Origin of the sequence: Deinococcus carri, from assembly GCF_039545055.1 — a bacterium.
In the GTDB taxonomy this organism is placed as follows: Bacteria; Deinococcota; Deinococci; order Deinococcales; family Deinococcaceae; genus Deinococcus; species Deinococcus carri.
The window spans coordinates 728,886-751,111 of record NZ_BAABRP010000001.1 but is presented as its reverse complement, the minus strand read 5'-3'; the positions used below and the strand labels follow the sequence as shown (position 1 = coordinate 751,111).

Genomic DNA, 22,226 nt, shown 5'->3' with positions numbered 1-22,226 from the left:
CTAGGCGGTCAGACGTATTCCGGTTGAACAGTGACAAAAACTGTTCAACCCGAGCAGAGCGAGGAGGAACACAACGGTTGCCGGGAAAGGAGTTATCGAATCGGCGCTTTCCTGATTCGATAACGGATTGGACGGCAACCGTATCAGACGGTTCGACCGTTAGACGGGCGCGCCGCGCCCTAGTCCGCACAGTCCTGCCGGGTGTACGGCTCGCGCACGTCGAGGTGGCCCAGGGTGTCCACGTTCTTGCCCTCGACCAGGAAGGTCACGTCCTGACCGCCCTTTTCGAGCAGCGTGCGGGTGAGGGTACACAGCAGCATCCGCTCGCCGCTGGTGCCGTACCGGAGCTTCTGGTAGGCCGCCGGGAGGTTCACGTAGTAGTGCTGGCCGCGCACCCAGGCCTTGGGGGCAGCCGTGCCCTCGGGGACCAGGCGCAGCGCACCGGAGGCCCGGGGGCCGCTGGCCCAGGCATTCAGGGCGGCCTGCGCAAGCGTGCTGGCGTTTTCCTGCGTGACCTGCACGGTGCGCGTCTCGGGCTTCATGCTCTGGATCTGCGGGTCGGTGAAGTACACCCGGACCTGCACGGCGCGTTTTTCCTCCAGCTCCAGCGGGGGGGGCTTGGGGGTGCTGGGGGGCTGCCGCACTTCCTGATAGGCGTAGGCGGCGGCGGCCAGCAGCGCGAGGCTGACCACGTTGAACAACGAAAGGAGCCGCTTCACTGTCCCGCTCCGTTCTGGCCCGCGGGGACCGCCCGGCCAGCGTTGGCGGCGCGGGCCGTCAGGTAGGTGGCAATCGAGCGCGCCACCGCCACCGACATTGCCTGGAGGCGGTCATCCACGCCCAGTTTGGCGCGGTCCTCGGCGTTGCTGGCCCAGCCCAGCTCCAGCAGCAGCGAGGCCTCGGGAGCCTCACTCAGGGTCAGCGAGCGGGTGACGTTCTCGCTCCTGGCCGTGACGCCCCCGCCCTTCAACTCGCCGCGCAGCAGCTCGCTGAGCCGCCGTGTGCCGCCCCCGTCCCCGACGGCGAGGTCGATATAGGGGGCCTGGGCACCGTTGCGGACAGCATTGACAATCTGGGCCGGGGCGCGCCCGGTCGGTTCGTATACGGTGACACCCCCGCGCGGACTTCCGGGAAAGCGCCCCAGATCGAGGGCCAGATACACGTCGCTGCGCCGGGCCAGGGCCAACTTCTGGTCCTGCCCCAGCGCGCTCTGGGCGTCGCGGGTGAGCTTGACCTGCCAGCCGGCCTTGTTGAGCAGCTCGGCGGCGCGGCGGGCCACCTCCAGCGTCACGTCGCGGCCCAGGCCACTCACGCGGGCGGGGTCCAGCACGATCAGGGGCCGCGAGATGCGCTCCAGCAGGGCGGGGGCCGTGTAGGGCACGCCCGGCCCCGCGTCCACGACCAGCCGCGCGCCACCGGGGCGGACCACGGGATAGACGCGGTAGCCGCTGCCCGGCGGCAGGGTGAAGGTGAGCTTGAGGTCGTCGCCGCTGCGGGTCACCTCTGCCTGGGGCACAAAGGCCCCGCGCGTCGTGTAGCGCCGTGCCTCGCCCTGCACGCCCTTCAGGGTGACAGTCACGGTGGTGCCGCGCAGCTCGTCGGTAAAGGACACGTCGCGGCTGAGGTCGAGCACCAGCCGGTCGCTGTCCTTGCCTGCACGGCTGCTCACGCCCTGGAGGGTCGCGGGCACCAGCCGGAAGTTCCCGGCCTGGTAGCTGGCCCCCAGCCCCCGCGCCAGCGTGTCGAGCGGCAGGTACAGGTTCCCGTTGACCAGCGTCGCGGAGCGGGCCTTGACCCGCTCGGTGTCGAGCTGCACCGTGTTGAAGTCGGTGGTGGCCCGCTGCTGATCCTCGTCAATGGGGAGCAGCAGCGTGTGGCCGTAGCCCTGCACCCGCACCAGCCCGCCGTCGCGGGTCACGCTCAGCACCTCGTCCAGCACGCTCTGGCTGGCGTACTCGGCCCCGTAGAGGTTGATGCTCTGCACCTGCTGCCCGGCGAGGTTCAGCCGGGTAAAGGCGATCTGCGCGCCCGCCAGCCCCGCCCCCAGCAGCAGCCCCGCCAGCAGCAGGGGCCTGGTGAAGCGCCACCTCATAGCTCGCGCAGCTCCCGGCGCACGGTCTTCTCGGCCTCGGCGCGGCGCTTGTCGTGCAGCTTCTTGCCGCGCGCGAGGGCCAGTTCCACCTTGAAGACGCGGCCCTTCTGGTAGAGCCGGGTGGGCACCAGCGTCAGGCCCTTTTGCTCCAGCGCGCGCTTGAGCTTGCCGATTTCCTCGCGGTGCAGCAGCAGGCGGCGGGTGCGGCGCGGCTCGTGGTTGTTGTAGGTCGCTTCGGTGTAGGTCGGAATGTAGAGGCCCTCCAGCTCGATATTGCCGTTCGTGAGACGCGCGAACGCATCCCGGAAGTCCACGCCGCCCGCCCGGACGCTCTTGACCTCGCTGCCCGTCAGACTGATGCCCGCCTCGAAGCGCTCCAAAAGCTCATATTCGTGGTGTGCGCGGCGGTTCGTGTACACGCGGCGCATTCTAGCAGGGCCTCCGGGGAGGGCGGCAGGACAAGACCCCCGAGAGGGTTCTCAGGGGCCAAACGTCCGGCCGGACGGCGTGTCAGGGGGCGAGAGGGTTGACTTCAGAGGCTCGAATAAGGTGCGCGATGGCCGTGATCAGGCCCGCGACTGCGCCGATGGTCGCAACGATCTCGGCGGCCGCCAGGGGCCTTCTTCTCCGTTTCTCGCGCGGGGTATGGGGGTATGCTTGCGACGGTTAGTCATAGGCATACCCCCTTTCTGCACCCGGAGCGGCAACTCCGGGTGCTTTCGCATCGAGTTGCCCCCTCCCGCATATTCCCCTGTCATGCAACCCGTCCACACCGGACAGCAGCAGTCTATGGGATTCCAAAGAAGGGAGGCGCGTCAATCCATATGACGCGCCTCCCTTCCAACTCCCCTACTTCCTGGGTGGCTTGCTGGGCCGCACCTCGATACGGCTGGGCAGGGTGCGCGCGGGCATCGCCAGCAGGTCGAGGGTGAGCTGGGCGATGTCCTCGGGCTGAATCTTCCAGGCGTCGGCCTCGCTGGGGGTGTGGCCGCCGAAGTGGGTGGCGACGCTGCCGGGCATGATCTGCGTGACCTTGATGTCGTGCTGGCGCAGGTCGAGGGTCAGCACCTCCGAGAGGCCGTTGAGGCCGAACTTGCTGGCGTTGTAGGCCGCGCCGCCCGCGAAGGGATTCTTGCCCGCAAGGCTGGAGAGGGTGAAGATGTACCCGCCCCGCTGCTTGAGGGCAGGCAGCGCCGCCTTGATGGTGTAAAAGGCCCCGTTCAGGTTGGTGTCGATCACGTCCTGCCACTGCTCGACGGTGAGGTCCGCGACGTTGGCAAAGCGCCCCACCCCCGCGTTCACGAACAGCACGTCCAGCCCCCCGAAGGCGGCCACATGCGCATCCACCGCCTGCTGAAGCGCCTGCGGGTCGCGCACGTCGCACACCACACCCCGCGCGCCCTGGCCGATGTCGCGGGCGGCGGCTTCCACCTCGCCCTGGTGACGGCTGGTGAGGGTCACGGCGTAGCCCGCCCCTGCCAGCGCCCGCGCAACCGCGAGGCCGATACCCTTGCTCGCGCCCGTGACAAAGGCACTCTTGCCGTTCTGAGAATCCTGCTGGGTCATGCGGCGAAGCTAACACGCCCCGGCAGGTGGGCCGGGGCGCGTGAAGGGGGACTTAACTCGCGTGCAGGATGGGGCGAGGGGTCCAGAGGTCGAACAGCTTTTATGGGGTTGGACCCTTCCTGCCGCCTCTGGCAGGAAGCCCTCTCAGGGCAGGCGCTTGGCGAGCTGGTCGTACAGGAAGTTGGCGGCCTCAGCCTGGTGCTGCCACAGGGTCAGCAGGCCGAACTGGTCGTTCAGCGTGACGCGCTGGCCGCTGGCGAGGTCGAAGTGCAGGGCGGCGGTGAGCTTGGCCCAGGGCACGAGCGCATTCGGGGTCTGGAGAACCGGCGTCACCTTGATGGCCCCCGGCGTCTGGGGGTTGTCCGCGATGATGGCGTTGGGGTAGTGGCGCTTGATGGCCCCCGCGGAGTCACGCTTCATGGCCGCGAGAATGCCGGTGCGCTGGTCGCCGCTGATGATGTTCGGGTTGCCCTCGATCCGGGGGTCGAGAATCACGTAGGTCGCGTTCGCCAGGGTGGGCGCGCTCCAGGCGGCCCCGAGCTGCGCGTTCTGAGCCGGCGTGGTCTGGGCGGGCGTGGCCTGCGCCAGGGCGGGCAGGGCGAAGGCCCCCAGCAGGGCCGTGAGGACAGGAACCGTCAGTCGCTTCTTCATGCCTGCCAGTCCAACACACTGTGTCTGATGAACGGTGAACCGGCGGTGAGCGTCGTCAGGCCCAGGCCACCTTTTCATCATGTGCCTTCACCTGAAGTGAAGACTCGGGCGCGGGAGGCGGGAGGTAGAGCGGCGCGCCGCCTTAGCATGGGCGGGTGCAAGACCTTCTTCAGACCCTGCGTCGCCTGCGCGCCCCGGACGGCTGCCCCTGGGACCGCGAGCAGACACACGAATCCCTGCGCCCCTATCTGCTGGAGGAGGCCGCCGAGGCCGTGGACGCCGTCGGTGAGGGACCCGCCGCCCTCTGCGGCGAGCTGGGGGACGTGCTTCTCCAGGTGGCCTTTCATGCCGTGATTGCGGAGGAGGAAGGCACCTTCGGTTACGCCGAGGTTGAGCGCGGCATCGTGGAGAAGCTGGTGCGGCGGCATCCGCATGTGTTCGGGGACGTGCAGGTGAGCGGCGCGGCCGAGGTGGAAACCAACTGGGAAGTCATCAAGACCGCCGAACGCGGGGGGCGGCCCCGCAGCGCCGCGGACCGGGTGCCCGCCTCCCTGGGCGCGCTGGCCCGCGAGACGCAGGCGCAGAAGCTGGGGGGGCGGGAGAAGAGTGGTAAGGAGGCGGTGCAGGCGGCGCTCCACGCTGCCCCCGACACCGCGGAGGGCATCGCGGACGTGCTCTCGGCTGTCGTCGCCTGGGCAAGGTCGGCGGGGGTGGAGGCGGAGGTGGCCCTGCGGGAGCGCACCGCCCAGGCCCTGGCCGCCCTGCCCGACCCCGGAGAAGGCACGTGAGGCCGGACGACAACGCCCCCGACCCACTGGACTGTGCGCTCGACGACCCCTGGGCGGTCTGGCTGAGCTGCCGCTTGCGCACGCCGCTGCACCTGCCGGACTACCGCCGCGCCGCCGTGCTGGTCGCCCTGACCCGCGAGCGCGATCCGCGCGTGCTGCTCACCGTGCGGTCGGCGGACCTGCCCACCCACCGCGGCCAGATCAGTTTTCCGGGGGGCAGTCTGGAAGCGCGCGAATCCCCCGTCCAGGCGGCGCTGCGCGAGGCCGAGGAGGAGGTGGGCCTTGACCCCCGCATGGTCACGGTGCTGGGCGAGCTGGACGACGTGTTCACCCCAGTGGGCTTCCACGTGACGCCGGTGCTGGCGCGCATCCCCGCCGAGCCGCGCCTCACCCTGACCGCCGAGGTCGCGCAGATCATCCTGCCGTCGCTGGGAGAACTGCGCTCGCTTGACGTGGTGCGTGAAACCCGCCTCCTCCCCGACGGCCAGCGGGTGCCGCTCTACCGCTACCCCTGGCAGGGGCATGACATCTGGGGTATGACGGCGCGGGTGCTGCACGACCTGCTGGAACACGGGCCGTAAATCGAAACACCCCCGCCGCGGGGGCAGGGGTGCAGGTCAGGAAGGGAGCTTAGCGGGTGGGCGTGATGGTGATCTGGCCGCTGCGCTGCACGTCGTAGACGTTGCTGAAGGTGCGGTAGCCGGGGGCGAGCAGCAGAATCTCGTGGCTGCCGCGGCTGACGGTGACGTTCAGGCCCCCGTTGCGGATGGTGCCGACTTCCTGGCCGTCCACGAACACGCGCGCACCGTTCACCGGGCTGCGCAGCGCGATGGTGAACTGGTTCTGCACCGGGGCGGGAGCGGGGGTCGTCACGACCACCTGCGAGAACTCGACGTTCAGGTTGGTGGTGCTGCCCGCGCGGATGGTGAGGGTCGTGGTGTAGTCGCGGTAGCCGGGGGCCTGCACGCGCACGGGGTAGGTGCCGGGGCGGATATTGCTGAAGGTCACGTTGGCCCCGCCGAGGCGCTGGCCGTTCAGGATCACGGTGGCGTTGGCGACGTTGGTGCCCACGAACAGGCTGCCCGTCTGCACGGGGGTCTGGCCGACCACGGTGAAGAAGGCGGTGTCACTGACCCAGCTGTTCTGGGGCAGGGGGTTCACCACGATGCTGAGGGCCTGGGCAAGCTGCTGCTGGCCGCGGGCGTTCACGGTGGCGAACTGGTCCTGCTGCGTCTTGAACGAGCTGAGCTGGTCCAGGTTCAGCGGCGTCAGGCTCGCCAGTGCCAGCACCTTGTTCAGACCCGTGTCGTTCCCCACCGTGAAGGTGAAGTTGTCGCCGGGCGCGGGGAAGATGCGGACGGTGTTCGCCTTGACGAAGTTGCTCTCGCCGCCAAGCTGGTTGGGGAGAATCTGATCCACATTGCCGTTGGCGTCGACGTTGAAGAGGTAGACGTAGGCGTCACGGTTGACAGAGGTGCTGATGCGGATGTTCTCACCGACGCGGTAGGTGGGGTTGGCGTTGCCGGTGGTGTCCTTGTCGACCCGCACGCTGACGCTGAGGTCGGGCTGGGCGGGGTTGACGATAATGCTCTGGGCGCTGATCTTGGGAGCCGCCGCCGCCGTACCGAGCAGCATCGCCGCGGGAATCATCAGAAGCTTTTTCATGTGGTACCTCCGAGAAGCAGGTTACGGGGAGCAACTTGACGGGCCATGAGCCACCGGGGGGGGAAACTTAATGGTGCTTCAGCCCACCGTCAGGAAGGTGATGCCCGTCTGACACGGAGTTTTTTCGCTCTGGCAGCACGCTCAGCGGATGATGCGCGCGGGTTCCACCCCGGCGGCGCGGCGGGCCGGAATCAGCGCGGCGAGCAGGGTGGTGCCCAGCCCGACGGCGTTCACCCACAGCAGATCGGTCCAGCGCACCTCGACCGGCAGCGCCGTGATGAAGTACAGGTCGCCGGGCAGTTGAAAGGGCCGCACCGTGAAATACGCGCTGATGCCCAGGCCCAGCAGATTGCCCAGCAGCAGCCCGCCCAGCCCCAGCAGCGCCCCCTCGATCAGAAAGGTCCGCAGGATGACGGGCCGGGTCGCGCCGATGGCCCGCAGGATGGCGATTTCCTGGGTCTTCTCGAACACGGCCAGCGTCAGCACGTTGGCGATCCCGAAGGCCGCGACGATCACGATCAGGAACACCACGAAGGCGATCACCCGCTTTTGCAGCGCGAGCTGGTCAAGCAGCGTGCCGTAGAGACTCTGCCAGGGCAACGAGGCGTAGGGCCGCACGCGCGTGAGGTCGTTTCCGACCCCAGGGGCGGCGTCCGGGTCGCGCAGCCGGAGCTGGTAGCCGGTGATATTCCCCGTGTCCTGGAGCTTTTGCAGGGTGCCCAGGCTGGTAAAGGCGTAGCCGGAATCGATCAGGTAGTTTCCGGTGTTGAACACGCCCTTGACTCGCAGGGCGGTGCGGCGTTGCGTGGAATTCAGCAGCCGCACCTCGTCGCCCGTGAAGGCCCCGACGCTGCGGGCGAGCGCCGAGCCGAGCAGCACTTCGCCGGGGCCGAGGGTGCGCAGCAGCGTGCTTTCCTCGGGGGCCAGATGCAGGACCTGCGCGGCTTCCGGCGTCACCCCGAACAGGGTGGCGAAATCCACGCCCGCCGGCCGCCCCTGGGTGGCCGGGCGGGTCAGCAGGCCCTTATCGCCCAAAAAGGGCACGAAGGCGAGGACGCGCGAATCCGCCCGCATCTCCGCCTCCAGCGCGGGGTCGCGTGGGGCAGGCGAAAAGGCCGTCAGGCTGAGGTGGGGGCTGGCCCGCAACGTCGCGTCGACCAGGGCACGGGTAAAGCCGTTGGTCAGGCTCAGCGCGGCGATCAGGACCATCACCCCCACCGCGATCCCCAGCACCGTCAGGAGATTCTGCGTCCGCCGCCGCGACAGGTGCGCGCGCGCCAGCGTCCAGGCGAGATCAGGGGAAGTTCGGGCCACGTCTGCGGAGGATAACAGAGGGGGCGGGAGGAGCCGCCCAGCCCCTAGGGCGGCTCTCCGTTACGTTGCCGCGTGTGCTGGGCAGCAACTCCACTTCACGCCGCCCTTATCACGGTTTCTCACTTCATTCGGCCCTGAAAGGTTCGGCAACCTTTCTGCACCCCGCCCTAGCTGCTCGCACTCGTGTAACTCGCCACTGCCCTGCGCCAGAACAGGCGCGTCAGCACGAACAGCGCGGCGGCCACCAGCGGCGAAGCCAGCGCCAGCGCGGGGGGCAGCCGGCCGGTCAGGGCCTGCGCGGGCACGGTGGTGATAAAGGCGACCGGCACCACGAAGGTCAGGAAGGCACGCACGGGCAGCGGAAAGGCCGTGACCGGAAAGCGGGCCGCGCCGAAGACCCCGCTGAACAGCTCGGAAGCGTTCTGCGTCTTCACGAACCAGAAGGCGGTGGTGGACAGGGCCAGCCAGATGCAGTACACGATGACCACGGCCGAGAGGTACAGCACGGCGGCGGCCAGTACCCCGCCTGGCGTGACGCTGAGGTGCGAGGCCGCGTACCCAATCAGCGCCACCCCGATCAGCAGGTCGGTCACGCGCAGCATGTTCAGCGACCGGGTGCTCACATTGAACTGCGCGTCGATAGGCTTGAGCAGCGTGAAATCCATGCTGCCGGTGCGCACCGCCTCCGCGATCTTGCTGAGGTTGGGCTGGATAAAGACGCTGATGACCCCCTCCGTCAGCATGAAAAACCCGGTGACGAGCAGGGCCTCATGAAAGGTCCAGCCCCCCACCGTCGTCGTCCCCGGCTGCCCGAACAGCACCCCGATGCCCAGCAGCGCCACCCCCACCTGCCCCAGGCTCGCCAGCACGGCCCCCACGAAGTTGGCGCGGTACTCCAGCTGCGCGGCGAGCGTGGCCCCGGTGAAGATGCGGATGAGGCGGAGGTAGCGGGTCATGCGCGCCCTTGGCGCGGGAAGTGGGAAGTGGGAAGTGGTGAGTGGGAAAGGACAGGCCACCAACCCACTAACCACTGACCACTTACAACTAACCGCTTCACGCCCCCACCGCCCCATACTTCCGCAGCCCCACGCGCCACACTGCCAGCCGCACGAACCAGAACACGACCAGCCAGCCGAGCAGTACCAGCGCGCCGCGTCCGGCATCGGCCAGGGAGGCTTTTCCGGCGAGCAGTTGGGCGGGGAGGCCCAGCATGTAGGGAAAGGGGGTCCAGACGGCGATCTGCTGCACCCACTGGGGGTAGAAGGCGAGCGGCGCGAACATGCCGCCCAGTGCGGCGTAGACCAGCCACACCAGTTCCTGAAAGCTGGTGCTGGATTCGGTCCAGAAGGCCAGCAGCCCCAGGCAGTACTCCCACAGAAAGCGGGCGCTGAAGCCCAGCAGCGCCAGCCCCAGCGCGGCGGGGTAGGCCCAGGGGTCGTGGGTGAAGCTCGCGCCCGACAGCCAGGCAAACAGCGCGACCAGCGCCAGCAGCGCGGGAAAGCGCACCACCCGCTCGGCCAGGTGCCCCGCGTAGTGCTGCCACATGGGGTCGAGGGGCCGCAGCAGCTTGGGCGAGAGCGTGCCCTGCCGCACCTCGAAGTCGAGTTCCCAGGCCACCCACACCACCATGAGTTGGCTCATCGCCCAGGTGCCCAGGAAGTAGGTGGCGAACTCGGCGGGGCTGTAGCCGTTGACCTGCCCGCCGGGGGCCGCCGCCGCCTGCGCCATCCAGACCAGCATCATCACCAGCGACAGCGTGCCCGACAGCATCCAGATGATGACTTCCGCGCGGTATTCCGTCATCTCCGCGAACTTGGTGACGAAGAGGACGCGGGCCTTGCGGAGGAGGGGGGTCATGCTCGCCCCCAGCGCGGGATGCAGTACGCGGTGCGCGGTACGCGGGAAAAGACGGCAGGCCAGACCGCGCACCGCGTCCCGCGCCCTGCATCCCTAAACACGCTCCACCTCCTGCTTCCTCCCAAACAGCTCCGCCATCACCGTCTCGATGGGCGGGTCTTCCACCGTCAGGTCGGCCACGTCGAGGTCGGCCAGGAGGCGGGCGGCGCGGGGGCTGACCTCGGCGCGGGGGACGGTGAGTTCGGCGCTGAGGCCGTCCACCTTCACGTCGGAGCCGTAGGCGGCGAGGCGCGGGGCGCTCACCGGCTGACGCAGTTGCAGGCGTACCGTCTTGCCGCCGTGGCCCTGTTCGGCCAGGCGGGCGAGGTCGCCGTCGAAGACGAGGCGGCCGGAGTCGATGACCAGGATGCGGCGGGCGAGCGCCGTCACGTCGGCCATGTAGTGGCTGGTCAGGATGACGGTCGCGCCGTACCGTTCGTTGTAGTCGCGGATAAAGGCGCGGACGCTTTCCTGCATGTTCACGTCGAGGCCGATAGTCGGCTCGTCCAGAAACAGCACCTGCGGGCGGTGCAGCAGCGCGGCGGCGAGTTCGCACTTCATCCGCTCGCCCAGCGAGAGCTTGCGCACCTGCTTTTTCAGGATGCCCGAGAGGCCCAGCACCTCGGTGAACTCGCGCATGGTTTCGCGGTACTGAGTGTCGGGAATCTCGTAGAGCGCCTGATTGACCAGGAAGGAGTCGAGGGCGGGGAGGTCCCAGATAAGCTGTTGCTTCTGGCCCATCACCAGCGTGATGCGCCCCAGGAACGCGGCCTCACGGCGGCGCGGCTCGAACCCCGCCACGCGCACCTCCCCGCCGGAGGGATGCAGCAGGCCCGAGAGCATCTTGAGGGTGGTGGTCTTCCCCGCCCCGTTCGGCCCCAGAAAGCCCACCACCTCGCCCGGCGCGAGGTCGAAGGACACGCCCCGGACGGCTTCCACGGTGCGGGTCTGGCGCTTCACGAAGCTCCTCAGGCTGCCCAGAAAGCCCGGCTCCTTCTCGTGGACGGCGTAACTCTTGCGGAGGTCACGGACGCGCACGCTGGCGTCCGGGGTGGGTGTGGTCATAGGTGCCTCAGGGTAAGGGGCAGAGGGCGGGAGCGGATGCGCGAAATGGCGGGGTGAGCGGCCAGCCTCCAGCTACCAGCGACCAGCAGCAGGCGGGGGTGTCGGCCCCCTGCGGGAATGGGCAGGTCCCTTCAGGCATACAGCTCCGGGTCATGCTCCACGATTTCGAGGTCGTGGCCGTCGGGGTCGCGCAGCCGCAGCACGCGCCCGTAGCCCTCGTCGAGGATCACGGGGTCGGGGAGGACACCCGCCGCCGCCAGACGGGCCGCCACCCCCTCCAGCGGTTCCTGCGCCTCGAAGCCGGGGAGGGCGAAACCGGCGGGGCGGGGCGTCGCCGTGCCGTGCAGGTACAGCAGGAAGTCGCCCCATTCCAGTTCGGCCCAGCCGCCATGCCGGTTCACGCGGCGCAGGCGGAAGCCCAGGCGCTCGTACCACGCGCGGCTGCGGTTCACGTCGGTGGCGTAGATCAGAACGTAGGGCCTCATGCCTGCTCCTCCCGGCGGTACAGCGCGGCGGCCTCGTCCCCGGCCCGTTTTGCCTTCGCCTCGATCAGCAGATGCTGACGCAACGCCTGCTCCACATAGCTGCTGAGGCTCATCCGCGCGTCCACGCTGGCGATCTTCACCGCACGAATCAGCGAGTCGGGCAGGTAGATGTTGAACTGCCGCTTGTCGTCGTCACCCATAGCTTCAGGTTACTAGCTTACTAGCATCCTAGCAAGGAGCCTCTTCGCTCTTTTCGTGCGTTGCGTGCGCGGCTGTTCCCCTAACAGTCACGGGAGGGGCCGCTGGATACGGGTTTACGCTCCTGGCATGACCTCCACCGCGCCGACCACGCCGCCGGAGGCTGACCCGGCCGCCCCGGCCCCCACGCCCCTGAGCCTCGCCCGGATGTTCGTGGGGGTCGCGCTCTCCGGCATCGGTGGCGGCCTGCCCGCCCACACGCGCCGCGCGCTGACCACTCGCGGCTGGATGACCGACGAGGCCTTTGCGGAGACGTTCACCCTGGCGCAGCTCACGCCGGGGCCGAACGCGGTGAATCTCGCGGCGATGGTGGGCGCGCGGCTGGGTGGTCGGGCGGGCGCGGTGGCCGCCACACTGGGAGTCCTGACGCCCGGCCTCCTCGCCATGCTCGCGGTCAGTGTGGTCACGCTGGGCCAGCCCGCCGGGTTGCCCCCCGTGCTTCAGAGCGCCCTGCGAGGGGCGGCCTGTGCGGCGCTGGCCGTGCTGCTCACCGCCGCGCTGCCCGTCGTGCGGGTGGGGTGGCAGGTCAGGGGCGGGCCGGTCATCACGGTCCTGGCCTTTCTGGCGCTGGGGGTGCTGCGGCTGGACCTCTTCCCCGTGCTGCTGGTGCTGCTGGGGGCCGGGCTGCTGATTCACCGACCCAGGCCAGGCTCACGGGATGGAGCCGCATGACCGACCTCTGGGAGATGTTCCTGGCCTTTGCCCGGCTGGGACTGATCAGCTTCGGCGGGACGAACGTGGCGGAAATCGAGCGGGCATTGGTCTTGCAGCACGGCTGGATCGACACGCGGACGCTGGCGAACGGGTTCGCGCTGGGGCAACTGATGCCGGGGCCGAACATGCTGGCCGTCACGCACTACGGGTATGCCGCCGCCGGGCTGGGTGGGGCGCTGGTCGCCACCCTGGGCTTCTACGGCCCGACGGCGCTGCTGAGTGCCCTGGCCGCCCTGCTGTGGCAGCGGCACAGCAAACATCCCTGGGCGGTCGCCTTCCGTGACGCGCTGCTGCCCTTCGGCGGCGGGGTGATGCTGGCCGGGGCGCTGGTGCTGGCGCGGACGAGCGTCACGTCCTGGCCCGCGGCGCTGCTCGCCGTCCTCGCCTTTGTGCTGCTGCGGCGCACGCGGGTGAACAGCGCGGTGGTCGTGCTGGGGGCCGCGGTGGTGGGGGCGCTGCTGGGTCTGTGAGGGCGGCAGACAATCCAGCGGTGGTAGGACCCTGTCACCAGTCAGCAAAACCGGCCCCCACCACGTGAGGGCCGGAAGTCAGCGGCGGGTGACGCTCAGGCCTCGACCAAGCCGCTGCGCTTCAGCAGGGCTTCGGGATCGGGGTCGCGGCCCATGAAGTCGCGGTAGAGCTGGGCGGCGTCGGCGCTGTTGCCGCGGCTGAGGATAGTGTCCACATAGGCGCGGCCCGTCTCGCGGTTGAAGATACCTTCCGCGGCAAAGCGGCTGAAGGCGTCGGCGTCCAGCACCTCGGCCCACTTGTAGGAGTAGTACCCGGCCCCGTAGCCCACCGGGCTGCTGAACAGGTGGCCGAACTGCGCGATGCGGGCATACTCCGGCATCAGGGGATAGGGGAAGAAGCGGGCCATGATCTCGCGCGCCTCCTGGGTGGGGTCCGCGCCGGGGGCCTCCGGGTCGAACTCGATATGCAGCGAGAGGTCCACCGTGCCGAAGGCGAGCTGGCGCATGGTGGTGTTCGCGGCGCGGTAGTTGCGGGCGGCGATCAGGCGCTGGTAGAGGTCGTCGGGGAGCCGCTCGCCGGTCTGGTAGTGACGGGCGAAAAGGTCGAGCGCGTCCCGCTCCAGCACCCAGTTCTCCATGATCTGCGAGGGCAGTTCCACGAAGTCCCAGGCCACGCGCGTGCCGCTCAGGCTGCGCACCGGCACCTTTGAGAGCGCGTGGTGCAGCAGGTGCCCGAACTCGTGGAAGACCGTCTCGACCTCGCGGATGGAGAGCAGGGCGGGAGTCTCACCGCTGGGGGGCGTCATGTTGCCGCACATCAGGCCCAGGTGGGGGTCCACGCCGCCCTCCCTATCAGCACTGGCACGCGGGCCGCCGGTCATGAAGCCGTTCATCCATGCGCCGCTGCGCTTGGTGTCACGCGGGAACCAGTCGGTGTAGAAGGAGGCGATGTGGGTGCCTTCCTCGTCGAGAATCTCGTAGTAGCGCACCTCGGGATGCCACACGGGGGCCTCGGCCTCGCGGACGGTGATGCCGAACACGCGGCGGACCAGCTCGAACATGCCGGCAAGCACGTTGTCCAGGGCCAGGTACGGCCGCAGGGCCTCCTCGTCGAAGTCGTACTTGGCCTGGCGCTGCTTCTCGGCCCAGTAGGCCACGTCCCAGGCTTCCAGCGCGGGCGCGTCTGCCCCGGCCTGCTCGCGGTAAAAGGCTTCCAGCTCGGCGTTCTCGCGCTCGAAGAAGGGCCGGATGCGGGCCTCGAGGTCGCGCTCGAAGGTCAGGGCGCGCTCGCCCCGGCCCGCCATGCGGTCTTCCAGCACATAATCCGCGAAGTCACGGAAGCCCAGCAGCCGGGCCTGCTCGCGGCGCAACCGCAGGATGTCCAGCACCAGCGGGCGGTTGTCGCGGCCCGGCTGCACGCCCACGGCATTCTGCGCCAGCCACAGTTCGCGGCGCAGCTCGCGGTCGTCGGCGTAGGTGAGAACGGGTTCCACCGTGGGCTGGTGCAGGGTCAGGCGGTGGCCCTCCTGGCCGTGCTTCTGGGCATCGAGCCGGGTCGCCTCGCGCACGCGCCCCGGCACGCCCGCCAGCCGCTCCCCCGGCACGTACAGCTCAAAGGCGGCGGTCGCGTCCAGCACGTTCTTGGAAAAGTCGTTGGTGAGCTGCGCCAGCCGGGTGTTGACCTCCAGCAGCCGCGCTTTCTGTTCCTCGGGCAGGTCGGCCCCCTCGCGGCGGAACTCGTCGAGGGTCATCTGGAGGTGCCGGGCGCGCACCGGGTCGAGGGCGCGGGCCGCGTCCGTCTCCGCGAACCCCTTGAGAGCCGCCCACAGACCGGGGTGGAGGCTGAGCTGGGTGTAGAACTCGGTCACCTTGGGCAGAATCGCGCGCTTGGCCGCCTGCCACTCGGGGCTGGTCACCACGCCGTCGAGGTGGCCCACGATCACGCGCACCGTGTCGAGCTGTTCGGTCAGGGTGTCGAGGTCGGCCATGAAGCCCGCGTAGTCACGCTCTCCCGCCCGTGCCAGCCGCTCCAGGCTCGCGCGCGTCTGCACCAGCAGCGTGTCCACGGCGGGTTCGGCATGTTCGGGCCGAATCCGGTCGAAGGGAATGCGGAAGCCCACGTTCAGCAGGGGATTTTCACCCTGAGCGTGAGGATTGCCGTCGGCCACCGGGGGCACTTGTGTCATGGGGCGAGTATAGAGAGGGAGGCCTGCTCCTTGCTGCGCCAATCGGCGGATGCGCGCGCCCTGCCGCCATGCTTTGCTTCCGCATGGACACCCTGACCCCTCCCCTGCTTTCCGGCCTGGTCCTCCAGCCCGCCCGGCCCGCCGACGTGCCCCGCGTGGCCGCTTTCCTGACGGCTGCCCACCCCGAGGCCCCTGTCGCCCCGGAAGACCTGGAACGGCAGGACGCGGGCCGCCTGGAAGGCGAGCCGTTCGTGCGCACACTGGTGCTGGCTGGGGGCGAGCTGTTGGGCCTGGCCGAGACGGGCGTGCCCCGGATGGACGGGCATCCCGGCTGGCTGGACGTGACCGTGCGGACGCGGCCGGACCTGGCCGGGGGCGCGCTGGCCGAAACCCTGCTGGCCCACGCGGAGGCGAACGCCCGCCAGTCCGGCGCGCACACCCTCGTCACCCGCGTGCGGGAGGACTGGTGGGAAAAAGCCTTCCACGAGGCGCACGGCTACCGCGAACACGACCGGATGTGGTCCAGCACCCTGGACCTGCGAACGCTGGACTTCGCACGCTTTGCCGCCTACGAGGACCGCGCACGGGCCGCGGGCCTCCGCATCGCCCCCCTGGGCGAACTGGTGGACGACTTCGACGAGGCCGCCCAGCGCCACCTGTATGCCCTGACAGCCGCCCTGCTGCTCGACGTGCCCAGCACCACACCGATCAGCGTGTGGCCCTTCGAGGTCTGGCAACGCCGCGTGTCCGGCAGGATTGACCCCGTGGGCGAGTTCATCGCCGTGGCCCCAGGCGGCGAGTGGGTGGGTCTCAGCGAACTGAGCCAGCCTGTCCCGACCCGGCCGGGCACGCTGCACAACGGCCTGACGGGCGTGTTGCCCGCCTGGCGCGGCCACGGTGTCGCCTATGCCCTCAAGCTCGCGGCCGCCCGCGCGGCGCTGGGTCGGGGCTTTACCCACGCCCGCACAGGTAACCACGCCATCAACCGCCCCATGCTCGCCATCAACGAGCGGCTGGGGTTCGTGCGGGAGGCGGCGATGGTGACGTTGAGGCGGGAGATGTAGGCGGCGAAACCTACCGGAGCAGCAGGAACCGGACCCAGGCGATCAGGCCGGGCAGCACGAGAGCCGCCGGAACCAGGAGAGCCTGCCAGGAGATGAAGTCGAACGCGGACAACAGTGCCAGCGCCAGGGCGAGGAGCAGGCCGATCACAGTACTCAGTGCCGGAACGAACTGTTCTCCCCGCGCCCACAGAAAACACAGAAAGAGCATGCCCAGCAGGAAGCTGGCGACCAGCAACAGCGCGGGAAGCACGAGGATACTCCCAAGCAGGGAAAAGAGGTCAGCGAACGACGGCCCCGCCCACTCCCTGAGCAGAAAGCCAAGTCCAAGGAGGATGGCTGTGTAGTACAGCACGACACCGGCTCCCGTCGCCGTCCCCACAACCCCAAGGACGCGCAACCAAATGGGAAGACGCTGCTCCTTCGCAGGCAGCGCGTGTGTCTGCCACCCCTCATCTTGGCGTTCAGCGTCAAGCGGCAGGCGGCCCATACCGAACAGCATAGGGCGGCGGCCCCGACCTCATCTGCCCTCTTCTGCCGCCCTCTCCAGCAGCATCGCGTCCCCCAGCGAGTAGAACCGGTAGCCCTGCTCCAGCGCGGCGTCATACGCGGCCCGGATGCGTTCCTCGCCTGCGAAGGCAGCGACGAGCAGCAGCAGGGTGCTGCCGGGCAGGTGCAGGTTGGTGATCAGGAGGTCCGGGACACGGACGGGGATGCCCGGCGTGATGAAGATGCGGGTGTCGCCCTCGCCGGGGTTCACCGTGCCATCGACGTGCGCGCTGCTTTCCAGGGCGCGGACGGTGGTGGTGCCGACGGCGATCACGCGGCGGCCTTCCCCCCTGGCGCGATTGACGGCCTCTGCCGTCGCCGGGCTGATGGCGTACCGCTCGGCGTGCATCACATGGTCGGCCACGCTGCCCGTGACGGGCCGGAAGGTGCCCGCCCCCACATGCAGCGTGATCGCGTGCCGTTCCACCCCCAGCGCGTCCAGCCGCGCGAGCAGCTCGGGCGTGAAGTGCAGGCCCGCCGTGGGTGCGGCCACACTGCCCGGTTCGCGGGCATACACCGTCTGGTAGCGTTCGCGCCACGTCTCGTCGCTGTTCCCAGCCGCGATGTAGGGCGGGAGTGGCAGCCGCCCAATCTCGTCGAGGTGAGGCTTGATGTCGTGGTCGAAGCGCAACAGGCGCGCGCCGTCGGGGAGAGTGCCGACCACCTCGGCGCGGTGCTGCACGCCTCCGGGCTGGCCCAGCCACAACTCCTTCCCCGCGCGCTTGGCGGGCTTGAGGTAGGCCGACCAGACGTTCTGCTCCTCTTCCCGCAGCAGCAGCACCTCGACCTGGCCGCCGCCGAAGCCCTCCGGCGTGACGGGCTTGCGGGCCATCACCCGCGCCGGAATCACCCGGCTCTCGTTGAAGACCAGCACGTCCCCGGCGCGCAGCAGCTCCGGCAGGTCGCGGAAGACGCGGTGCGAAAGACTTTCCTGCGTCACCACCATCAGCCGCGACGAGTCACGCGGCTCGGCCCCCGTCTGCGCGATGCGCTCGGGGGGGAGCTGAAAGGCGAGGCGGGCGAGAACGGCGTCGGCGTCCATAGGGGTTAGGGCTTAGGCGTTAGGAGTTAGGGAAAGGAAGCTTATGCAAAAGCGGAAGTTCCTAAAACCTAACCCCTGAACCCTAACCCCTGACCTCCCCCTTCTGCCGCGCGGGCATCAGCGCCTCCTCGATGTCGGGCAGGTGCGTGAAGCGGTCGGCGGCGTCAATCAGTTTCTGGGCGGTGTGTTCGCGGAAGGCGATCACCTCCACGCGCTTGCCGCGCTCCTGCAAGACCTCCACGATGTCGGTGAAATCGCCGTCGCCGCTGCCCAGCACCACCACGTCGAGGTGGTCCATCAGGCGCACCATGTCGGCCACGATGCCCATGTCCCAGTTGCCCTCGTAGATGGCCTTGCCGCCGTCGGTGACGTGATGCAGCGTGAGGTTCATGCGCCGGACCTTGTAACCCAGCGCCGACAGCTTGTAGATGAAGGGCCGCGCGGTCGCCTCGCCCTCGCGCTCCACGGTGTAGGAGATGGCGTGGACGAGTTCGCGTCCCTCGGTGGCGCAGCGCAGGATCGTCTCGAAGTTGACGGTGCGCTCCAGCAGGTCGCGGGCGGAGTGGTAGAGGTTCTGCGTGTCAATAAAAACGCCCACGCGGGGGCGGGAAACGACGTACTGCATTGGGATTCTCCTGTTGGGATGGGCGAAAAAGGGACCAGCCAGAAACGGTCCGGCGGCCAGGGGCGCGGGCAGGCTTCCTCCGCCCGCCGGACCCGCCCATTCTACGCCCACCGGCGGGGCCGTCCAGCCGGGTCAAACAGGCCCCTCCCCTCCCGGACGTGGCACGGGTAACGTGGGCACATGACGAGTCGAGCACCCGCCCAGGCCCTCCAGTCGGCCCGCGCAGCATACGAGGCGTTCCAGGCCCGCGGCCTGAAACTCAACATGCAGCGCGGGCAACCTGCCGACGCCGACTTCGACCTCTCGAACGGGCTGCTGACCTCTCTGAACGAGGGGGACGTGAAGATGGACGGCCTGGACCTGCGCAACTACCCCGGTGGGGTGGCGGGGCTGCCCTCGGCGCGCGCCCTGTTCGCGGGGTACCTCGACGTGAAGGCCGAGAACGTGGTCGTGTGGAACAACTCCAGCCTGGAACTCCAGGGGCTGGTGCTGACCTTTGCCCTGCTGCACGGCGTGCGCGGCAGCACCTCCCCCTGGATCACGCAGAAGCCGAAGATGATCGTGACGGTGCCCGGCTACGACCGCCACTTCCTGCTGCTGCAAACGCTGGGCTTCGAGCTGCTCACAGTGGACATGCAACCCGACGGCCCGGACGTGGACGCCATCGAGCGCCTGGCCGGAACGGACCCCTCGGTCAAGGGTGTGCTGTTCGTGCCCACCTACTCCAACCCCGGCGGCGAGAGCATCAGCCCCGAAAAGGCGCGGCGACTGGCGGGCCTCCAGGCGGCGGCCCCCGACTTCACCATCTTCGCGGACGACGCCTACCGGGTCCACCACCTCTCGGAGGAGGAGCGCGCCGAACCCGTGAACTTCGTGGTGCTGTGCCGGGACGCGGGCTACCCGGACCGGGCCTTCGTGTTCGCCTCCACCAGCAAGGTCACCTTCGCCAGCGCGGGCCTGGGCTTCGTGGCGAGCAGCGAGGACAATGTCAAGTGGCTGTCGAAGTACCTCAACGCCCAGAGCATCGGCCCCAACAAGGTCGAGCAGGCGCGGCACGTGAAGTTCCTGGAAGGCTACCCCGGCGGTCTGGAGGGCCTGATGCAGGGCCACGCCGCCATCATCGCCCCCAAGTTCCGCGCGGTGGACGAGGTGCTGCGCGCCGAGCTGGGGGAAGGGGGCGACTATGCCACCTGGGCGCTGCCGCAGGGTGGATATTTCATCAGCCTGGATACGGCCGAGCCGGTCGCCGCCCGCGTGGTCGAACTCGCGGAGGCGGCCGGGGTGAGCCTCACGCCCGCCGGGGCGACGTATCCTGCCGGGCAGGACCCGCACAACCGCAACCTCCGCCTCGCGCCCACGCGCCCACCCGTGGAGGAGGTCCGCACGGCGATGGAGGGGGTCGCCGCCTGCATCCGCCTGGCGACCGAGGAATACCGGGCCTCGCAGGAGCAGGGGAAGCGCTGAGGGCAGTCCTCGCTGAATACCACACGGAGAGGGGCAGGAGGGGACACAGGTGGTTCCCAGCGTCCCACTCCGACTCCAATTCCCACTTAATGAAAAAAGAATACGTCTAACAAAAAACTAGACGGCCCCCCCTCCCCTCGCGGCCGCTCCCTTTACCCTTGCCTCACTATGGAAACGGTTCTCGCGAAGGGCGGTGCCGGTGTGAAAACCGGGAGGAATGCAGGAATGGGCCTGGAAGAATTCCTGAACGGCGTGGCGGCGCGTGACCCGCACCAGCCTGATTTTTTGCAAGCGGTGCGCGAGGTAGCCGAGAGCCTGTGGCCCTTTCTGGAGGCGCATCCCGAGTACCGCGAGGCGCGGCTGCTCTCGCGGATGGTGGAACCCGAGCGGGCCATCCTCTTCCGGGTCCCCTGGGTGGATGATGCCGGGCAGGTGCAGGTGAACCGTGGGTTCCGGGTGCAGATGAACAGTGCGCTGGGGCCGTACAAGGGCGGCCTACGCTTCCACCCCAGCGTGACGCTGGACGTGATGAAGTTCCTGGCCTTCGAGCAGGTCTTCAAGAACAGCCTCACGACCCTGCCGATGGGCGGCGGCAAGGGGGGCAGCGACTTCGACCCCAAGGGCAAGAGCGACGGCGAGGTGATGCGCTTTTGCCAGTCCTTCATGACCGAGCTTTACCGCCACATCGGGGAGGATTTTGACGTGCCCGCCGGGGACATCGGCGTCGGCGCACGTGAGATCGGCTACCTGTACGGGCAGTACAAGCGCATCACCCGGCAGGGCGGCTTTGTCCTGACAGGCAAGGCCCCGGCCTATGGCGGCAGCCTGATTCGCCCGGAAGCCACCGGCTACGGCACGGTGTATTTCGCGCAGGAGATGCTGAACCGCCGGGGCGACGACTTCGCCGGAAAGCGCGTCACGGTGAGCGGGTCGGGGAACATGGCGCAGTACGCAGCCCTCAAGAGCATGAGCCTGGGCGCGAAGGTGGTCTCCTGGAGCGACTCACGGGGCACCGTGTACGACGCCGAAGGGCTGACGGAAGAGAAGTGGCACGCGCTGATGGACCTCAAGAATGTGCGCCGGGGTGGCCTGGAAGAGTACGCGCAGCAGTTCCGGCTGGAGTACCTGCCCGGCCGGACGCCCTGGGCCATTCCCTGTGACATCGCCCTGCCGTGCGCCACCCAGAACGAACTGAACGGCGAGGATGCCCGCACGCTGATTCAGAACGGCTGCCTGCTGGTGGCGGAAGGTGCGAATATGCCCTCCACGGCGGAGGCCGTGCAGCTTTTCACCGAGCAGGAGCTGCTCTACGCGCCGGGCAAGGCGTCCAACGCGGGCGGCGTGGCCGTGAGCGGCCTGGAGATGAGCCAGAACGCGATGCGGCTGTCGTGGAGCGCGCAGGAGGTGGATCAGCGCCTCCACGGCATCATGCGCAGCATCCACCATGTCTGCGTGCAGCACGGCACCCGGCCCGACGGCACGGTGGATTACGTGCGGGGCGCGAACGTCGGCAGCTTTATCAAGGTGGCGGACGCGATGCTGGCGCAGGGCGTGGTCTGATACTGATTCCGATTGAAGGGTGTTGAAAACACCCGGAAATCCGACCGGAGGGAGAAGGAACAAGGGCGGATTTCGGGAGATGGATGAACAGGCGGTGCCCTCCCGACTGTTCAGGAATTGGACGGAATCCGTATGACCACCCATCACAGCAGCACCGCCACGTCGGCACGGCTTGATCTCCCGCCCCCTCTGCCCCGAGGATAGCCGGCATGCCCACCCGTTACGCAGGTTCACCGGAGGAACGCGCCGCGCTCGACGCCTACATCAAGCTGTGGCGCGCGGCGCACGCGGTCGAGGTGAACGCGAACCGGCACCTGGCCGACCACGGGCTGACGATCAGCCAGTTCGGCGTGCTGGAGGCGGTGTACCACCTGGGGCCGCTCAACCAGCGCCAGCTCGCGGACAAGATCCTGCGCTCCAGCGGCAACCTGACGATGGTGATCGACAACCTCGAACGCGACGGCCTGGTGCGCCGCGAGCGTGACCCGCAGGACCGCCGGGTAATGAACATCTTCCTGACCCCGGAAGGCGAGGCGCTGATCAGCCGCGTCCTGCCCGACCATGTGCGCGGTATCCGGGACGTGTTCGCGGGCCTGACGCCCGAGGAACTGGGCCACCTGGCCAGCCTGACCCGCAAGCTGGGCCGCGGGCTGGCCTGGGCAGGGGAAGAAACCGCGCCGAGGCGCAGGCGGCGCGACCCGTAGCTCCTCCGGGAGACTCGCACCATCACGGGTACCGAAACCTGGGGCAACGTGCCCCGCTTACACCAAATCGT

Annotated in this window: 24 protein-coding genes; 8 read left to right on the top strand and 16 right to left on the bottom strand. The window is 68.8% G+C overall.

All coding sequences use genetic code 11. The annotated features are described in order from the left end of the window. Positions 1 to 179: 179 nt before the first annotated feature. From ABEA67_RS03765 to ABEA67_RS03745, 5 genes are all read right to left on the bottom strand, one after another. A complete protein-coding gene (locus ABEA67_RS03765) occupies positions 180 to 719 on the bottom strand; it encodes a GerMN domain-containing protein (protein WP_345461070.1) in 540 nt (179 codons plus the stop codon). Then, entirely contained in the window at positions 716 to 2,092 is a 1,377-nt protein-coding gene (locus ABEA67_RS03760; RefSeq protein WP_345461068.1) for an N-acetylmuramoyl-L-alanine amidase, read from the bottom strand. The genes ABEA67_RS03765 and ABEA67_RS03760 overlap by 4 nt, the downstream gene beginning before the upstream one ends. Next, positions 2,089 to 2,520, bottom strand: coding sequence for an SsrA-binding protein SmpB (gene smpB, locus ABEA67_RS03755; protein ID WP_345461066.1), 432 nt, complete (start codon positions 2,518 to 2,520; stop codon positions 2,089 to 2,091). The genes ABEA67_RS03760 and smpB overlap by 4 nt, the downstream gene beginning before the upstream one ends. A gap of 421 nt (positions 2,521 to 2,941) precedes the next feature. Beyond that, positions 2,942 to 3,658, bottom strand: a complete 717-nt coding sequence (locus ABEA67_RS03750; protein ID WP_345461064.1) for an SDR family oxidoreductase — start codon at positions 3,656 to 3,658, stop codon at positions 2,942 to 2,944. 144 nt (positions 3,659 to 3,802) lie between these two features. Then, complete coding sequence (locus ABEA67_RS03745; RefSeq protein WP_345461062.1) at positions 3,803 to 4,309, bottom strand: hypothetical protein; 507 nt, start codon at positions 4,307 to 4,309, stop codon at positions 3,803 to 3,805. Positions 4,310 to 4,464: 155 nt separating this feature from the next. On the opposite strand from ABEA67_RS03745, the gene ABEA67_RS03740 reads away from it, so the two are divergent. Both ABEA67_RS03740 and ABEA67_RS03735 read left to right on the top strand, forming a co-directional pair. After that, the gene (locus tag ABEA67_RS03740) at positions 4,465 to 5,097 is read left to right on the top strand and encodes a MazG family protein (RefSeq protein WP_345461060.1); all 633 of its coding nucleotides are present in this window, start codon (positions 4,465 to 4,467) and stop codon (positions 5,095 to 5,097) included. Then, a complete protein-coding gene (locus ABEA67_RS03735) occupies positions 5,094 to 5,678 on the top strand; it encodes an NUDIX hydrolase (protein ID WP_345461057.1) in 585 nt (194 codons plus the stop codon). The genes ABEA67_RS03740 and ABEA67_RS03735 overlap by 4 nt, the downstream gene beginning before the upstream one ends. 49 nt (positions 5,679 to 5,727) lie before the next feature. On the opposite strand, the gene ABEA67_RS03730 is transcribed toward ABEA67_RS03735, so the two are convergent. The 7 genes from ABEA67_RS03730 to ABEA67_RS03700 all read right to left on the bottom strand — a co-directional run bounded on the left by ABEA67_RS03730 (position 5,728) and on the right by ABEA67_RS03700 (position 11,722). Then, complete coding sequence (locus ABEA67_RS03730; RefSeq protein WP_345461054.1) at positions 5,728 to 6,762, bottom strand: DUF4384 domain-containing protein; 1,035 nt, start codon at positions 6,760 to 6,762, stop codon at positions 5,728 to 5,730. Positions 6,763 to 6,903: 141 nt separating this feature from the next. Then, positions 6,904 to 8,076 carry an FtsX-like permease family protein gene (locus ABEA67_RS03725; RefSeq protein ID WP_345461051.1) on the bottom strand — a complete coding sequence of 391 codons (1,173 nt, stop codon included), beginning with the start codon at positions 8,074 to 8,076 and terminating at the stop codon, positions 6,904 to 6,906. A gap of 167 nt (positions 8,077 to 8,243) precedes the next feature. Next, complete coding sequence (locus ABEA67_RS03720; RefSeq protein ID WP_345461048.1) at positions 8,244 to 9,032, bottom strand: ABC transporter permease; 789 nt, start codon at positions 9,030 to 9,032, stop codon at positions 8,244 to 8,246. A gap of 97 nt (positions 9,033 to 9,129) precedes the next feature. Continuing rightward, on the bottom strand, positions 9,130 to 9,933 hold the full coding sequence (locus ABEA67_RS03715) for an ABC transporter permease (RefSeq protein ID WP_345461045.1): 804 nt from the start codon (positions 9,931 to 9,933) through the stop codon (positions 9,130 to 9,132). 93 nt (positions 9,934 to 10,026) lie between these two features. Continuing rightward, a complete protein-coding gene (locus tag ABEA67_RS03710; protein ID WP_345461042.1) occupies positions 10,027 to 11,037 on the bottom strand; it encodes an ABC transporter ATP-binding protein in 1,011 nt (336 codons plus the stop codon). A 131-nt stretch (positions 11,038 to 11,168) separates the two neighbouring features. Then, the gene (locus ABEA67_RS03705; RefSeq protein ID WP_345461039.1) at positions 11,169 to 11,522 is read right to left on the bottom strand and encodes a VOC family protein; all 354 of its coding nucleotides are present in this window, start codon (positions 11,520 to 11,522) and stop codon (positions 11,169 to 11,171) included. Continuing rightward, entirely contained in the window at positions 11,519 to 11,722 is a 204-nt protein-coding gene (locus tag ABEA67_RS03700; RefSeq protein ID WP_345461036.1) for a hypothetical protein, read from the bottom strand. Before ABEA67_RS03700 ends, ABEA67_RS03705 begins: the two co-directional genes overlap by 4 nt. Positions 11,723 to 11,849: 127 nt before the next feature. Here ABEA67_RS03700 and ABEA67_RS03695 point away from each other — a divergent pair, with 127 nt between their 5' ends. Together ABEA67_RS03695 and ABEA67_RS03690 are read left to right on the top strand one after the other, a co-directional pair. After that, on the top strand, positions 11,850 to 12,452 hold the full coding sequence (locus tag ABEA67_RS03695) for a chromate transporter (RefSeq protein WP_345461033.1): 603 nt from the start codon (positions 11,850 to 11,852) through the stop codon (positions 12,450 to 12,452). Further along, positions 12,449 to 12,964 carry a chromate transporter gene (locus ABEA67_RS03690; RefSeq protein ID WP_345461030.1) on the top strand — a complete coding sequence of 172 codons (516 nt, stop codon included), beginning with the start codon at positions 12,449 to 12,451 and terminating at the stop codon, positions 12,962 to 12,964. Before ABEA67_RS03695 ends, ABEA67_RS03690 begins: the two co-directional genes overlap by 4 nt. Positions 12,965 to 13,059: 95 nt before the next feature. Here ABEA67_RS03690 and ABEA67_RS03685 read toward each other — a convergent pair whose 3' ends face one another. Then, complete coding sequence (locus tag ABEA67_RS03685; RefSeq protein ID WP_345461027.1) at positions 13,060 to 15,150, bottom strand: M3 family metallopeptidase; 2,091 nt, start codon at positions 15,148 to 15,150, stop codon at positions 13,060 to 13,062. A gap of 83 nt (positions 15,151 to 15,233) precedes the next feature. Here ABEA67_RS03685 and ABEA67_RS03680 point away from each other — a divergent pair, with 83 nt between their 5' ends. Then, a complete protein-coding gene (locus tag ABEA67_RS03680) occupies positions 15,234 to 16,214 on the top strand; it encodes a GNAT family N-acetyltransferase (protein WP_345461024.1) in 981 nt (326 codons plus the stop codon). A gap of 10 nt (positions 16,215 to 16,224) precedes the next feature. On the opposite strand, the gene ABEA67_RS03675 is transcribed toward ABEA67_RS03680, so the two are convergent. The 3 genes from ABEA67_RS03675 to ABEA67_RS03665 all read right to left on the bottom strand — a co-directional run bounded on the left by ABEA67_RS03675 (position 16,225) and on the right by ABEA67_RS03665 (position 18,427). Next, complete coding sequence (locus ABEA67_RS03675) at positions 16,225 to 16,701, bottom strand: hypothetical protein (RefSeq protein WP_345461021.1); 477 nt, start codon at positions 16,699 to 16,701, stop codon at positions 16,225 to 16,227. 30 nt (positions 16,702 to 16,731) lie between these two features. Next, positions 16,732 to 17,802 carry a tRNA preQ1(34) S-adenosylmethionine ribosyltransferase-isomerase QueA gene (gene queA, locus ABEA67_RS03670; RefSeq protein WP_345461019.1) on the bottom strand — a complete coding sequence of 357 codons (1,071 nt, stop codon included), beginning with the start codon at positions 17,800 to 17,802 and terminating at the stop codon, positions 16,732 to 16,734. Positions 17,803 to 17,884: 82 nt separating this feature from the next. Then, a complete protein-coding gene (locus ABEA67_RS03665) occupies positions 17,885 to 18,427 on the bottom strand; it encodes a LabA-like NYN domain-containing protein (RefSeq protein WP_345461016.1) in 543 nt (180 codons plus the stop codon). Between the two features lie 180 nt (positions 18,428 to 18,607). Between ABEA67_RS03665 and ABEA67_RS03660 the strand changes: the two genes are divergently transcribed. From ABEA67_RS03660 to ABEA67_RS03650, 3 genes are all read left to right on the top strand, one after another. After that, a complete protein-coding gene (locus tag ABEA67_RS03660) occupies positions 18,608 to 19,891 on the top strand; it encodes an aspartate aminotransferase type Ic (protein WP_345461013.1) in 1,284 nt (427 codons plus the stop codon). Positions 19,892 to 20,116: 225 nt separating this feature from the next. Then, positions 20,117 to 21,451 (top strand): NADP-specific glutamate dehydrogenase, encoded by a 1,335-nt coding sequence (gdhA, locus tag ABEA67_RS03655; RefSeq protein ID WP_345461010.1) that lies wholly within the window; start codon positions 20,117 to 20,119, stop codon positions 21,449 to 21,451. A 209-nt stretch (positions 21,452 to 21,660) separates the two neighbouring features. Beyond that, on the top strand, positions 21,661 to 22,155 hold the full coding sequence (locus ABEA67_RS03650) for a MarR family winged helix-turn-helix transcriptional regulator (protein WP_345461008.1): 495 nt from the start codon (positions 21,661 to 21,663) through the stop codon (positions 22,153 to 22,155). Positions 22,156 to 22,226 lie beyond the last annotated feature (71 nt).

What these genes read in the sequence shown, in the direction of transcription:
- gdhA (WP_345461010.1), top strand. Translation starts at nt 20,117, where the DNA reads ATGGGCCTGGAAGAATTCCTGAACGGCGTGGCGGCGCGTGACCCGCAC.
- ABEA67_RS03685 (WP_345461027.1), bottom strand. Translation starts at nt 15,150, where the DNA reads ATGACACAAGTGCCCCCGGTGGCCGACGGCAATCCTCACGCTCAGGGT.
- ABEA67_RS03675 (WP_345461021.1), bottom strand. Translation starts at nt 16,701, where the DNA reads ATGGGCCGCCTGCCGCTTGACGCTGAACGCCAAGATGAGGGGTGGCAG.
- ABEA67_RS03650 (WP_345461008.1), top strand. Translation starts at nt 21,661, where the DNA reads ATGCCCACCCGTTACGCAGGTTCACCGGAGGAACGCGCCGCGCTCGAC.
- ABEA67_RS03715 (WP_345461045.1), bottom strand. Translation starts at nt 9,933, where the DNA reads ATGACCCCCCTCCTCCGCAAGGCCCGCGTCCTCTTCGTCACCAAGTTC.
- ABEA67_RS03720 (WP_345461048.1), bottom strand. Translation starts at nt 9,032, where the DNA reads ATGACCCGCTACCTCCGCCTCATCCGCATCTTCACCGGGGCCACGCTC.
- queA (WP_345461019.1), bottom strand. Translation starts at nt 17,802, where the DNA reads ATGGACGCCGACGCCGTTCTCGCCCGCCTCGCCTTTCAGCTCCCCCCC.
- ABEA67_RS03705 (WP_345461039.1), bottom strand. Translation starts at nt 11,522, where the DNA reads ATGAGGCCCTACGTTCTGATCTACGCCACCGACGTGAACCGCAGCCGC.
- ABEA67_RS03730 (WP_345461054.1), bottom strand. Translation starts at nt 6,762, where the DNA reads ATGAAAAAGCTTCTGATGATTCCCGCGGCGATGCTGCTCGGTACGGCG.
- ABEA67_RS03660 (WP_345461013.1), top strand. Translation starts at nt 18,608, where the DNA reads ATGACGAGTCGAGCACCCGCCCAGGCCCTCCAGTCGGCCCGCGCAGCA.
- ABEA67_RS03680 (WP_345461024.1), top strand. Translation starts at nt 15,234, where the DNA reads ATGGACACCCTGACCCCTCCCCTGCTTTCCGGCCTGGTCCTCCAGCCC.
- ABEA67_RS03690 (WP_345461030.1), top strand. Translation starts at nt 12,449, where the DNA reads ATGACCGACCTCTGGGAGATGTTCCTGGCCTTTGCCCGGCTGGGACTG.
- ABEA67_RS03745 (WP_345461062.1), bottom strand. Translation starts at nt 4,309, where the DNA reads ATGAAGAAGCGACTGACGGTTCCTGTCCTCACGGCCCTGCTGGGGGCC.
- ABEA67_RS03665 (WP_345461016.1), bottom strand. Translation starts at nt 18,427, where the DNA reads ATGCAGTACGTCGTTTCCCGCCCCCGCGTGGGCGTTTTTATTGACACG.
- ABEA67_RS03760 (WP_345461068.1), bottom strand. Translation starts at nt 2,092, where the DNA reads ATGAGGTGGCGCTTCACCAGGCCCCTGCTGCTGGCGGGGCTGCTGCTG.
- ABEA67_RS03700 (WP_345461036.1), bottom strand. Translation starts at nt 11,722, where the DNA reads ATGGGTGACGACGACAAGCGGCAGTTCAACATCTACCTGCCCGACTCG.
- smpB (WP_345461066.1), bottom strand. Translation starts at nt 2,520, where the DNA reads ATGCGCCGCGTGTACACGAACCGCCGCGCACACCACGAATATGAGCTT.
- ABEA67_RS03710 (WP_345461042.1), bottom strand. Translation starts at nt 11,037, where the DNA reads ATGACCACACCCACCCCGGACGCCAGCGTGCGCGTCCGTGACCTCCGC.
- ABEA67_RS03695 (WP_345461033.1), top strand. Translation starts at nt 11,850, where the DNA reads ATGACCTCCACCGCGCCGACCACGCCGCCGGAGGCTGACCCGGCCGCC.
- ABEA67_RS03750 (WP_345461064.1), bottom strand. Translation starts at nt 3,658, where the DNA reads ATGACCCAGCAGGATTCTCAGAACGGCAAGAGTGCCTTTGTCACGGGC.